General features: G+C 49.8%; 10 protein-coding genes, 2 tRNA genes and 3 other RNA genes. 9 read left to right on the top strand and 6 right to left on the bottom strand.

Annotated elements, in window-relative coordinates:
• Positions 1–555: 555 nt before the first annotated feature.
• Positions 556–1,203: a YchE family NAAT transporter gene (locus KGA69_RS20440; RefSeq protein ID WP_045397549.1), complete on the bottom strand. Its 648-nt coding sequence runs from the start codon at positions 1,201–1,203 to the stop codon at positions 556–558.
• Between the two features lie 478 nt (positions 1,204–1,681).
• Here KGA69_RS20440 and adhE point away from each other — a divergent pair, with 478 nt between their 5' ends.
• On the top strand, positions 1,682–4,360 hold the full coding sequence (gene adhE, locus KGA69_RS20445; RefSeq protein ID WP_045397551.1) for a bifunctional acetaldehyde-CoA/alcohol dehydrogenase: 2,679 nt from the start codon (positions 1,682–1,684) through the stop codon (positions 4,358–4,360).
• A 184-nt stretch (positions 4,361–4,544) separates the two neighbouring features.
• On the opposite strand, the gene tdk is transcribed toward adhE, so the two are convergent.
• Complete coding sequence (tdk, locus tag KGA69_RS20450) at positions 4,545–5,165, bottom strand: thymidine kinase (protein WP_045397553.1); 621 nt, start codon at positions 5,163–5,165, stop codon at positions 4,545–4,547.
• Positions 5,166–5,711: 546 nt separating this feature from the next.
• Between tdk and hns the strand changes: the two genes are divergently transcribed.
• Complete coding sequence (gene hns / locus KGA69_RS20455; protein WP_004103116.1) at positions 5,712–6,119, top strand: histone-like nucleoid-structuring protein H-NS; 408 nt, start codon at positions 5,712–5,714, stop codon at positions 6,117–6,119.
• Between the two features lie 125 nt (positions 6,120–6,244).
• Here hns and galU read toward each other — a convergent pair whose 3' ends face one another.
• From galU to rssA, 3 genes are all read right to left on the bottom strand, one after another.
• Entirely contained in the window at positions 6,245–7,147 is a 903-nt protein-coding gene (galU, locus tag KGA69_RS20460; protein ID WP_045397556.1) for a UTP--glucose-1-phosphate uridylyltransferase GalU, read from the bottom strand.
• Positions 7,148–7,345: 198 nt separating this feature from the next.
• Entirely contained in the window at positions 7,346–8,359 is a 1,014-nt protein-coding gene (gene rssB, locus KGA69_RS20465) for a two-component system response regulator RssB (RefSeq protein ID WP_045397559.1), read from the bottom strand.
• An 89-nt stretch (positions 8,360–8,448) separates the two neighbouring features.
• Positions 8,449–9,348, bottom strand: a complete 900-nt coding sequence (gene rssA / locus KGA69_RS20470; RefSeq protein ID WP_045397562.1) for a patatin-like phospholipase RssA — start codon at positions 9,346–9,348, stop codon at positions 8,449–8,451.
• Between the two features lie 110 nt (positions 9,349–9,458).
• Between rssA and KGA69_RS20475 the strand changes: the two genes are divergently transcribed.
• The 7 genes from KGA69_RS20475 to KGA69_RS20505 all read left to right on the top strand — a co-directional run bounded on the left by KGA69_RS20475 (position 9,459) and on the right by KGA69_RS20505 (position 11,700).
• Positions 9,459–9,917, top strand: coding sequence for a YchJ family protein (locus KGA69_RS20475; RefSeq protein ID WP_045397568.1), 459 nt, complete (start codon positions 9,459–9,461; stop codon positions 9,915–9,917).
• A 44-nt stretch (positions 9,918–9,961) separates the two neighbouring features.
• Positions 9,962–10,804 (top strand): formyltetrahydrofolate deformylase, encoded by an 843-nt coding sequence (gene purU, locus KGA69_RS20480; protein ID WP_045397565.1) that lies wholly within the window; start codon positions 9,962–9,964, stop codon positions 10,802–10,804.
• Positions 10,805–10,963: 159 nt separating this feature from the next.
• A tRNA-Tyr gene (locus KGA69_RS20485) sits at positions 10,964–11,048 on the top strand.
• 43 nt (positions 11,049–11,091) lie between these two features.
• Positions 11,092–11,224, top strand: a non-coding RNA gene (locus tag KGA69_RS20490) — RtT sRNA.
• Positions 11,225–11,263: 39 nt separating this feature from the next.
• A tRNA-Tyr gene (locus tag KGA69_RS20495) sits at positions 11,264–11,348 on the top strand.
• A gap of 43 nt (positions 11,349–11,391) precedes the next feature.
• Positions 11,392–11,524, top strand: a non-coding RNA gene (locus KGA69_RS20500) — RtT sRNA.
• Positions 11,525–11,567: 43 nt separating this feature from the next.
• Positions 11,568–11,700: non-coding RNA, RtT sRNA (locus tag KGA69_RS20505), on the top strand.
• 181 nt (positions 11,701–11,881) lie between these two features.
• Here KGA69_RS20505 and KGA69_RS20510 read toward each other — a convergent pair.
• Positions 11,882–12,325 (bottom strand): Lrp/AsnC family transcriptional regulator, encoded by a 444-nt coding sequence (locus KGA69_RS20510; protein ID WP_045393819.1) that lies wholly within the window; start codon positions 12,323–12,325, stop codon positions 11,882–11,884.
• Positions 12,326–12,347 lie beyond the last annotated feature (22 nt).

Raw genomic sequence — 12,347 nt, forward strand, 5'->3', positions numbered from 1 at the left:
CACAATGAGTTATGTAATAATAATTCTCATTTGTGCACATTATTTAGTTAGCGATCAGGCCGGAAAGTACCAAAACGGTTTCATGTCCGCCAATGCAATTTGCAAATATGTTACCGGATTCTCTTTTATTGTTTTTTTAGCCGCACTTAACGTAAGACTTATCATGTTAAAAAAGCAAAAATATTGCTTTTAATCAGCAAGATAGGAACACCCTGTCATTTTGCGTTCCCGCTCTGCGCGCAAAGTTGCTTTTTTGCACAATAATTTAACAATTGTCTAATTTTTAGCACATTAATCTGCTGTCTCGCAGAAATTACTAATATCATTTCAATGATCCGACAGCAAGCGCCAGAGAATGATGTGACGAAAATAACAGTGATGGGGGGAGAAAGACAGTACGGCGAGATAGAATAAAAACAACTAACCATATGATAAATATAAAATTAAATCATTATTAGTAAAAGTTATAGTTTGTCTTTTATATCAGTTGCAGAAATAAGTTTTGCTAATAATCTTTCAAACGCGAGGCCACGCGCCCCGCGCCTGCCAAGTAAGTTACCCTGTCAATCCAGGAAACAGCGCTTTAATCCCGGTGACGATAAACTCAATCCCTAAAGCCATCAGCAACAGACCCATGATACGAGTAATGACGTTAATCCCGGTCTGCCCTAACAATCTGACCAACCATGGCGCCATGCGGAAAATTCCCCAACAACAGGCGGCAAACAGCGCAATGGCGATTGAAAAACCGATCAGGTGGGCAATGGAGTGATAGCGAGTCCCCCAAACGATCGTGGAGCTTATCGCCCCTGGCCCCGCCATTAAAGGTAACGCTAACGGTACGACACCGATACTTTCACGAATAGCCGTCTCCGACTTCTCCTGTTTGTTTTGTTTATCTTCACCGAGTTTGCCGCTAATCATCGACATGGCGATAGTCACCACCAGGATCCCACCCGCAATACGGAAAGAATCAATAGAGATGCCGAAAATTTGCAAGATGCCATCGCCAAGGAAGAGCGAGGTAAGGAGAATGATAGCCACCGACAGATTAGCCGTCAGATTCGTCTTATTGCGCACCAGCGCCGTCTGGTAGCTAGTCATGCTAATGAAAACCGGGATGATGCCGACCGGGTTGACCAGCGCGAAAAGGCCGATAAAAAATTTAAAATAAACAGCGAAATCAAACAACGGTAGGGTCACAGTGAACTCCGCAGCACCATTAAAAAAGGCTGTTGACAGTGTCAGTACAAATTAATTTGGCAGAAGATACCCTTTTCATAGCCACAATTCATCTCAAATATGCAGCCGCGGCTGTTTGCTTTTATTTGTTATATATTTGTTTAGCGGATGGGCTTTATTCATTAAATATGCATACCTTATCACTCCCCATCATCTAACTGGTCAATTATTGCCCTGCTGAAAGGTATCAGCATCGCCAAATATTGATCTAAATCACGTAATTCATACTCAGAAGTGAGTAATCTTGGCTACATCAAGAGAGTGAAAGGCCGAAGTACCTGAGTGCGTAGTGAGATAAAGCTTTTTTAGTAAATCAGTGTGTTCAAAGCGTTAGAAATCTTTACGTTAACATTTACATGCAAGCTGTTAACAGCCTGTCTATAATGTCGAATCGAGCTACTGTTTTACTAAAAAAGTTTAACATTATCAGGAGAGCATTATGGCTGTTACTAATGTCGCTGAACTTAACGCACTTGTAGAGCGCGTAAAAAAAGCCCAGCGTGAATATGCCAGTTTCACTCAAGAACAAGTTGATAAGATCTTCCGTGCCGCCGCTCTGGCCGCTGCAGATGCTCGAATCCCTCTCGCAAAAATGGCCGTTGCCGAATCCGGCATGGGTATTATTGAAGATAAAGTGATCAAAAACCACTTCGCCTCCGAATATATCTACAACGCCTATAAAGATGAAAAAACCTGTGGCGTCCTGTCTGAAGACGACACTTTCGGTACCATCACCATTGCTGAACCAATCGGTATTATTTGCGGTATCGTTCCGACTACCAACCCGACCTCAACGGCTATCTTCAAATCGCTGATCAGCCTGAAGACGCGTAACGCCATTATCTTCTCCCCGCACCCGCGTGCTAAAGACGCTACCAACAAAGCGGCTGACATCGTATTGCAGGCGGCGATTGCTGCCGGTGCGCCGAAAGATCTGATTGGTTGGATCGACCAACCTTCAGTAGAACTGTCTAATGCGCTGATGCACCACCCTGACATCAACCTGATCCTCGCCACCGGTGGCCCAGGTATGGTTAAAGCTGCTTACAGTTCTGGTAAACCAGCTATCGGCGTTGGTGCAGGTAACACGCCGGTTGTTATCGATGAAACTGCCGATATTAAACGCGCAGTAGCGTCCGTACTGATGTCAAAAACCTTCGATAACGGCGTTATCTGTGCTTCTGAACAGTCTGTTGTTGTTGTCGACTCGGTCTACGATGCCGTTCGCGAACGTTTTGCCAGCCACGGCGGCTACCTGCTGCAGGGCAAAGAATTGAAAGCCGTTCAGGACATCATCCTGAAAAATGGCGCGCTGAATGCGGCGATCGTTGGTCAACCGGCGGCAAAAATCGCTGAACTGGCAGGCTTCACCGTGCCGGCCACCACTAAGATTCTGATCGGCGAAGTTACCGACGTTGACGAAAGCGAACCGTTCGCTCACGAAAAACTGTCCCCGACGCTGGCAATGTACCGGGCGAAAGATTTCGAAGACGCGGTCGATAAAGCAGAAAAACTGGTCGCCATGGGCGGTATCGGTCACACCTCTTGCCTGTACACCGACCAGGACAACCAGCCGGCTCGCGTGGCCTACTTCGGCCAGATGATGAAAACCGCGCGTATCCTGATCAACACCCCGGCTTCTCAGGGTGGTATCGGCGACCTGTATAACTTCAAACTCGCACCTTCCCTGACTCTGGGTTGTGGTTCCTGGGGTGGTAACTCCATCTCTGAAAACGTTGGTCCGAAACACCTGATCAACAAGAAAACCGTTGCTAAGCGAGCTGAAAACATGTTGTGGCATAAACTTCCGAAATCTATCTACTTCCGTCGTGGCTCTCTGCCAATCGCACTGGATGAAGTGATTACTGATGGTCACAAACGCGCGCTGATTGTGACTGACCGCTTCCTGTTCAACAACGGTTATGCAGACCAGATCACTTCCGTACTGAAAGCGGCTGGCGTAGAAACCGAAGTGTTCTTTGAAGTTGAAGCTGACCCAACTCTGACCATCGTGCGTAAAGGCGCGGATCTGGCCAACTCCTTCAAACCAGACGTAATCATTGCGCTGGGCGGCGGTTCCCCGATGGATGCAGCCAAAATCATGTGGGTTATGTATGAGCATCCGGAAACCCACTTCGAAGAACTGGCGCTGCGCTTTATGGATATCCGTAAACGTATCTACAAGTTCCCGAAAATGGGCGTTAAAGCGAAGATGGTTGCCATCACCACGACTTCCGGTACCGGCTCTGAAGTGACTCCGTTCGCCGTGGTAACCGACGATGCAACTGGACAGAAATATCCGCTGGCCGATTACGCGCTGACTCCGGATATGGCGATTGTCGATGCCAACCTGGTCATGGATATGCCGAAGTCCCTGTGCGCCTTCGGTGGTCTGGACGCCGTGACTCATGCCCTGGAAGCTTACGTCTCCGTACTGGCTTCCGAGTTCTCCGATGGTCAGGCTCTGCAGGCGCTGAAACTGCTGAAAGAGTATCTGCCGGCCTCTTACCACGAAGGTTCTAAGAACCCGGTAGCCCGCGAACGTGTGCACAGTGCCGCCACTATCGCCGGTATCGCGTTTGCTAACGCCTTCCTGGGCGTGTGCCACTCTATGGCGCACAAACTGGGCTCACAGTTCCACATTCCTCACGGTCTGGCGAACGCCCTGCTGATCTGCAACGTTATCCGCTATAACGCGAATGACAACCCGACCAAGCAGACCGCATTCAGTCAGTATGACCGTCCGCAGGCACGCCGTCGTTACGCCGAGATCGCAGACCACCTGGGTCTGAGCGCTCCGGGCGACCGCACTGCTGCGAAAATCGAGAAACTGCTGGCATGGCTGGAAAGCCTCAAAGCGGAGCTGGGTATTCCGAAATCTATCCGTGAAGCCGGTGTTCAGGAAGCTGATTTCCTGGCTCACGTTGATAAGCTGTCTGAAGACGCCTTCGATGACCAGTGCACCGGCGCTAACCCGCGCTACCCGCTGATCGCCGAGCTGAAACAGATTCTGCTGGACACCTACTACGGTCGTGACTTTGTCGAAGGCGAAGCAGCGGCTGTGAAAAAAGAAGCGGCTCCAGTCAAAGCTGAGAAAAAAGCGAAAAAATCCGCTTAATTCACGGCATTGATATGAACGAAGCCCCATCTATTGATGGGGCTTTTTTTATATTCGTACTTTATTCGTGTTCACATACAGAAGTACAAGAAGCAATACACTGGGTAATATCTGAATACAGGAACCGATTCCATAAAAGACAACAGGCGCCATACAGGCGCCTGAAGATAATGAAATTAAAGAATTATTCGCAGTGGCGCAGCTTACTTTGCACCTGGGTTAACGAACCGATATTCAACGCCTCTTTATAATGCTTACGGCATACGGAAACGTAGCGCTCATTACCGCCAATCACCACCTGCTCGCCCTCATTGTACGGTCGCCCCTCCTGGTCAAGACGCAAAACCATGCTTGCCTTTCGCCCACAGAAGCAAATAGTTTTTAATTCAACCAGCTTATCCGACCATGCCAACAAATACTGGCTACCGCTAAATAACTCACCGCGAAAGTCCGTACGCAAGCCGTAGCACAATACAGGGATATCGAGCTCATCCACCACTTCTGAGAGCTCGTGGACCTGTTCACGGGTCAGGAACTGGCTTTCGTCCACCAGCACGCAATGAATAGGCTGGCGGGCATGTTCTGACGCTATATCGGCATATAATGACGTCTGAGGATTATACAGCCGCGCCGGAGAAGACAGCCCGATTCGCGAGCTCACTTTGCCAGAACCAAAGCGGTCGTCGATTTCAGCGGTATAAACGACTGTACGCATCCCTCGTTCCTGGTAATTGTACGAAGACTGCAACAGTGCGGTAGACTTACCGGCATTCATTGCAGAATAGTAAAAATAAAGTTGTGCCATCGGCTGCGTAACCCCAATCAATGTGTTTTACTGCGCAATTGTATCATATATTACCGAGCCGACCGTGCTTTCACAGGGGGTATTGCCGACTTAACGATAATGCTTTACAAAAAATGAAACGGACGGTGAATGAATAGCTTCAGGCAAGACCGTTACTGCGCCAGCAGATACAAATCATTGTCGTTTTGTGCTTAAACCGCCATTCTCCGGACAACTATAATGGGTTTTGGCCGCCAATTTATATTAAGCATCACCGTAACTAATGCGCTAAAACTGAAGAGTGATATTTATCCACGTAAAGTATAAATTTACTCTCGAAACGCAGGAAAACCATCCTGACTCATGGTTTTAGCGCCAGTGCGTATGCTTAAGCTATAAGCGAGAAGATGTGAAGTCGCGCGAAAATTTAACTTAAATTATTTAATCAACCAGACAAATAACAAGTAATTTTGAATTCCTTACATTCTCCCCTATTGCACATCTGATTTTATCGCTCTATTATTACTTCAACAAACCACCCCACAATATAAGTTTGAGATTACTACAATGAGCGAAGCACTTAAAATTTTGAACAACATCCGTACTCTTCGTGCGCAGGCAAGAGAATGCACCCTTGAAACGCTTGAAGAGATGCTGGAAAAATTAGAAGTTGTCGTTAACGAACGTCGCGAAGAAGAAAGCGCCGCTGCTGCAGAAATTGAAGAGCGCACTCGTAAACTGCAACAGTACCGCGAAATGCTGATCGCTGACGGTATTGATCCGAATGAACTGCTGAGCACCATGGCGGCAGTTAAAGCTGGCACCAAAACTAAACGTGCTGCACGTCCGGCTAAATACAGCTACGTTGATGAAAACGGCGAAACTAAAACCTGGACTGGCCAGGGTCGTACTCCGGCAGTCATCAAGAAAGCAATGGACGAGCAAGGTAAAACACTGGACGATTTCCTGCTCTAATTAGCTTTATGCTTGATATAAAAATCCCGCTTCGGCGGGATTTTTTTTATCGCTACACTCTTAAAGTAACAGGCATAAAAAAACCGGATCATCATCAGACGATCCGGTTGTTCTGCTGGCGAATATTACTTCGCGACAGCCTGCTCAAGCCAGGCTTTAAAATCTTCGCCCAGAGTTTTATGGCGAACGCCATATTCTACGAAGGCCTGCATATAACCGAGCTTATTACCGCAGTCATGGCTTTTGCCTTTCATGTGGTAGGCTTCAACGGTTTCTTTCTCGATCAGCATATCAATAGCATCAGTCAGCTGAATTTCATCGCCAGCTCCCGGAGGGGTTTTCGCCAGCAGCGGCCAAATATCGGCGCTCAGCACATAACGACCGACTACCGCCAGATTAGACGGCGCGACGTCTGCCTTCGGTTTCTCAACAACGCCAACCATCGGCACGCTTTCGCCAGGCTGCAGGCTTTCGCCCTTGCAGTCAACAACACCATAGGCCGTAACGTCATCAACCGGCTCAACCATGATCTGGCTGGCGCCCGTCTCGTCAAAGCGAGCAATCATTTCCGCCAGGTTATCGCGGGTCAGATCGGATTCATATTCGTCCAGAATCACGTCCGGCAGAATAACCGCAACCGGTTCGTCGCCGACAACCGGATGCGCGCACAGCACCGCGTGGCCCAGACCTTTAGCCAGCCCCTGACGTACCTGCATGATGGTGACGTGCGGCGGACAAATAGACTGAACTTCTTCCAGAAGCTGACGTTTTACACGTTTTTCCAGCATCGCTTCGAGTTCGAAGCTGGTATCGAAATGGTTTTCAATAGAGTTTTTCGAAGAGTGTGTCACCAGAACAATTTCAGTAATCCCAGCGGCGATACATTCGTTAACAACATATTGGATTAATGGTTTATCTACCAGTGGCAGCATTTCTTTCGGAATAGCCTTGGTGGCGGGTAGCATCCTGGTGCCTAATCCCGCTACCGGGATAACAGCTTTTCTTACTTTAGAATTAAGGGCAGCCATTGAAATCTCCTGGACTGTTCGTTTTTTGAACTTAATCGTCAATAAATAACGCATCGAGTATATCAGTCTGATCAGATAAACCTGGTCTGAAAAGGTTTGGATACCCTCGAATTAGGACTTTTACGCATAAAACGCAGTGATAGTACCACCGGAAATGTAGGCCCGGTAATCCCACCTACTAAAAATAGATAGAATTGTTCAATCTGCAGACAACATCAGGCGTAAACGTCCCCCTGCTCCCCAAATTTGACACTGCCATGATGTGCAGCGCTGGCTAATTTGGTTGAGGTATGCGTTGCCCAACGTTCCTAACGGAACGCCGTTACTAATTTGAATTTTATGCTCTCCGGTATTCAGCGTGCCGTTAAGGCCGGCAGAAACCAGAATCAAATTTTTTAATCCGCTGTGATAATAACCAACCAACAATGGGAATTGGCCTGGTAAATTGGCCTGGCGGAGTAATTGGTTAACTTGTTTTAACAATGCGCCCATTTCCGGCAGTCGCTGCCCCTGATGAGCAAGCTGTTCTTGCAACAAGCCATTAAACAAAGCGCGTAATAATAATGCGGCCAGAACGCCATTATCACCGGCACGGGTAACATCCAGGCAATAAAACGCCAGATCGTTTTCTGATAACGGCGCAATATCCAGCACCAGCCCCGGTTTATCCGCAGAGATAAGCTGACGGTAATGAATGCGACAATGAGATATCTCCTGCTGTACCGGCGGCTGAAGCTCCTGCAATAACCTTGACGCGGCCAGAGGGTCGCTAACTAACGCATCCCAGTCTTCAAATAATCGCTCTTCCTCTTCTACTCGAGAACTAAACATTGTCGGGTAGAGACATGCATACACCGTTTCACGCAGGCGATTAAAATCTTTTACCGGCTTCAGTAAGACATCCTGCACGCCAAGACGCAGCGCTTTGGCAATGTCCGCCATGTTTTCGGTCGCGGAAATCATCAAAATAGGAAGTTGTTCACCCTGGTTGCGAACCTGTTCAACCAGCTCCAGGCCGTTCATTCTCGGCATCGAGATATCACAAATCATCAGATCCGGTTTCGAAATCGCGATTTGCTGCAGCGCCTCAATGCCGTCTTCCGCCTGGCGGATGGTCGCCCCCAGTGAAGTGAGCCAGCTATCCAGAAGAGAGCGGAAAACGGGTTCGTCTTCAACTATCAGAATCTGTTTTCCCGCCAATGGCTGCGTCATGTTCTCTCCCCTGGCTGACGATAATTAAATAGTGGCACGCTATTCACGCTATCGCCTGTCAGAATTTACTTAAGTGTTGGACAAGTGCGCTACGCGGAAGTGCGCACCAAGGGTAATAATTCATCCATTTTTTTCTCAACGGCCAGCTGTCCTGCGGCCATCGCTTCGCCAGCACGATGAAAATCGAGAGTGGAGATTTGCGGACAAAACGGCTGTAGCAGGATATCTGGCGGATCGCCTGCCATACGATTACGTTTCAGGCGGTTTTCCAGCACCTGAATCGAGGTGGACATAATCTCCATCGCCGTGGGGGTTATTGTCGCACGACGAGAGCTCATTCTCCCCAACCGGGATCGCAGGCGGGAATGCCAACTTAGCTCTTCTATCGGCTCCGGACGCGGCGATTCGATTGATAATAGGTCCTGCTGCATAAGATGGGCGTCATGCTGGAGGTCGACGGCAATCACAATATCCGCCCCCAAGGCTCGCGTTAGCGAGACCGGGACCGGATTGACCACCGCACCATCTACCAGCCAGTAGCCGTTATGCATCACCGGCGACATCAGGCCCGGCATACTACAAGAAGCGCGGACCGCCATGTGCAGGTCACCTTCCGTAAACCATAATTCACGCCCGGTGCTCAGGTTTGTCGCCACGGCGGCAAAACGACGTTCACACTCTTCGATTTGCGCAACAGGCATAATTTGCCGGTATTGATTGAACACCCGCTCGCCGCGTAACAAACCGCCGCGCCGCCAGGAGAGATCCATCAAGCGCAGCACATCCCAGTTGCTAAAGGAGCTAACCCACTTTTCCAACGCAGGGAGACGATTGCAGGCGTAAGCCGCACCGACTAAGGCACCAATAGAACATCCCGCCACTACATCGACATCAATTCCCGCCCGATGCAGCGCTTTTATCACGCCGATATGCGACCAACCGCGCGCGGCGCCAGCCCCTAGCGCTAAACCAATCTTCAACTTTCTCATTAGTACTGATACATATCCTTCCACTCCGAGCATGACATCAGCGCCATCGCTCAGTTAACATAATGCAGGTTGGCGCTCAGGCGCCGTCATTCTTTTCCATGGAGGCGATTTTGTCGCAATTATGCCCCTGTGGCAGCGCTCTCGAGTATAGCTCATGTTGCCAGCGATATCTGGACGGCGGTCAGCTAGCGCCGAGCCCGTCACAGCTGATGCGTTCCCGCTATAGCGCATTCGTGATGAAAGATGTCGATTATTTAATCAAAACCTGGCATCCGACCTGTGAAGCGTCACGTTTTCGCACCGATATTGAAAAAGGCTTTGCCAATACGCAATGGCTCGGCTTAACCGTTTTCGCCACCGATAACGGACGTAATCCCGACGAAGGCTTCGTCAGTTTTATCGCACGTTTTACTGAAGATAACCGCCCCGGCGCGATTATTGAACGTTCCAGATTCTTAAAAGAAAACGGACAGTGGTACTATATTGACGGCACCCGGCCATTAATTGGTCGTAATGACCCCTGCCCTTGCGGTTCAGGTAAAAAATTTAAAAAATGCTGCGGCCAGTAAGGCCCGGCATCAGCAATTGCAAACACAACAGGATTTCCCCCGCGATGCATTCATTACAACGTAAAGTACTACGCACCATTTGCCCTGATCAGAAAGGCCTCATCGCGCGTATCACGAATATCTGCTACAAGCACGAGTTAAACATCGTGCAGAACAATGAGTTTGTCGACCACCGTACCGGTCGCTTCTTCATGCGTACCGAGCTCGAAGGTATTTTTAACGACGCCACACTGCTGGCCGACCTCGATAGCGCGCTGCCGGAAGGTTCAATTCGCGAACTCAACCCGGCCGGCCGTCGCCGGGTGGTGATTCTGGTCACCAAAGAAGCGCACTGTCTCGGCGATCTACTGATGAAAGCCAACTACGGCGGACTGGATGTCGACATCGCCGCGGTAATCGGCAACCATGAAACGCTGCGCACGCTGGTGGAACGTTTCGGTATTCCTTTTGAGCTGGTGAGCCATGAAGGACTGAGCCGTGAAGAGCACGACCAGCGAATGGGCGATGCGATAGCCGCCCACGATCCGGACTACGTGGTACTGGCAAAGTACATGCGCGTGCTAACTCCGGCGTTTGTTGCTCGTTTCCCGAACAAAATCATTAATATTCACCACTCGTTCCTGCCGGCGTTTATCGGTGCGCGTCCGTATCATCAGGCCTATGAGCGCGGGGTGAAGATTATCGGCGCCACCGCCCACTACGTGAATGATAATCTGGATGAAGGCCCAATCATCATGCAGGACGTGATTCACGTCGATCATACCTATACCGCCGAAGATATGATGCGCGCGGGGCGCGACGTTGAAAAAAACGTCTTAAGCCGAGCGCTTTATCAGGTGCTGGCGCAGCGCGTCTTTGTTTACGGTAACCGGACGATTATTCTTTAATCGACAGCGAAATGAATTGGTTAGCTTTACGGCGTTACGCGTAAAAATCAGGCAACCAGTTTAATTTTGTCAAAGGAATGCTTTACAGGGGCGCGTCATTTGGTATGATGCGCCCCGCTCCCCGAGAAGGGAGCAGGCCAGTACAAAGCATTACCCCGTGGTGGGGTTCCCGAGCGGCCAAAGGGAGCAGACTGTAAATCTGCCGTCATCGACTTCGAAGGTTCGAATCCTTCCCCCACCACCATTATTCACTACAGTGATATGGTTTCCCCGACAAGCGTAAACGATGTTTGCACTTAGCGGGAAGGGTAAGAACCTTCGATTAAGGTTCGACTCGAGCGCCAGCGAGAGAAGGTTGCCGTAGGCAACTGCCCAAAGGGCGAGGAGCGATAGCGACGAGTTATCCTTTCCCCTCCACCATTCATTTTGCTGAATAACCTACAATTTGATTTTACCCCTGGTGGGGTTCCCGAGCGGCCAAAGGGAGCAGACTGTAAATCTGCCGTCATCGACTTCGAAGGTTCGAATCCTTCCCCCACCACCATCTCCTCATGTTATGCCCAGCTTAATCTACTTGCGATATTCTATATTCTGCCCTACGGGGAAGGATGAGAAGCTTCGACTAAGGTTCGACTCGAGCGTTAGCGAGAGAACGTTGCCGCAGGCAACGGCCCGAAGGGCGAGGCGCTTTAGCGCCGAGTAATCCTTCCCCCACCACCATCTCCTCATGTCATGCCCAGCTTAATCTACTTGCGATATTCTATATTCTGCCCTACGGGGAAGGATGAGAAGCTTCGACTAAGGTTCGACTCGAGCGTTAGCGAGAGAACGTTGCCGCAGGCAACGGCCCGAAGGGCGAGGCGCTTTAGCGCCGAGTAATCCTTCCCCCACCACCATCTCCCTTCAGCCACCTGTTCTGCTATCTCCTCGCTCGCGCTTCGCTTAGCGAGGCTACATACTCTTGCACTCTCTCAGCCACCGGTTCTGCTATCCCCTCGCTCGCGCTTCGCTTAGCGAGGCTACAGGTGGTGCCGTCTGGTAGCCCGGACAGGTGCGCAGCACCGCCTCCGGGAAAACTCACAGCGGGGGCAAGCGCCTTTTTACCGGCGAGCTTTTCACCACCGACGTATTGCATTGCGCATATTCTGCCAGACCATCCAATATCGTATCCAGCTGCGCAATATCACGCACCACGAGACGCATAACAAAACAATCCTCTCCGGTGACCTTGTCGCTTTCAATACACTCCGGTATAGCCTGAATATATTTATCCACTTTTTGTAGCAATCCCGGTAGCGGCCTCACCCGTACTAATGCCTGCAGGCTATATCCCAATGCTGCCAGATTAACCCGTGCGCTATAACCCTGAATCACTCCTTTTTCCTCAAGGCGTTTTACCCGCTCGGCGGTACTCGGGGAGGTCAATCCCACCTGCGCACTCAATACCTTAAGCGAAACTCTGGCATCTTGCGTCAGGCAGGCCAGAATCGCCCGGTCTATTTCATCAATAATGTATTCCATTTATTTCACCTAATTAATAAAG

Origin of the sequence: Klebsiella sp. A52 (assembly GCF_018388785.1) — a bacterium.
GTDB lineage: Bacteria > Pseudomonadota > Gammaproteobacteria > Enterobacterales > Enterobacteriaceae > Klebsiella > Klebsiella aerogenes.

What these genes read in the sequence shown, in the direction of transcription:
- KGA69_RS20510 (WP_045393819.1), bottom strand. Translation starts at nt 12,325, where the DNA reads ATGGAATACATTATTGATGAAATAGACCGGGCGATTCTGGCCTGCCTG.
- galU (WP_045397556.1), bottom strand. Translation starts at nt 7,147, where the DNA reads ATGGCTGCCCTTAATTCTAAAGTAAGAAAAGCTGTTATCCCGGTAGCG.
- adhE (WP_045397551.1), top strand. Translation starts at nt 1,682, where the DNA reads ATGGCTGTTACTAATGTCGCTGAACTTAACGCACTTGTAGAGCGCGTA.
- hns (WP_004103116.1), top strand. Translation starts at nt 5,712, where the DNA reads ATGAGCGAAGCACTTAAAATTTTGAACAACATCCGTACTCTTCGTGCG.
- tdk (WP_045397553.1), bottom strand. Translation starts at nt 5,165, where the DNA reads ATGGCACAACTTTATTTTTACTATTCTGCAATGAATGCCGGTAAGTCT.
- purU (WP_045397565.1), top strand. Translation starts at nt 9,962, where the DNA reads ATGCATTCATTACAACGTAAAGTACTACGCACCATTTGCCCTGATCAG.
- rssA (WP_045397562.1), bottom strand. Translation starts at nt 9,348, where the DNA reads ATGAGAAAGTTGAAGATTGGTTTAGCGCTAGGGGCTGGCGCCGCGCGC.
- rssB (WP_045397559.1), bottom strand. Translation starts at nt 8,359, where the DNA reads ATGACGCAGCCATTGGCGGGAAAACAGATTCTGATAGTTGAAGACGAA.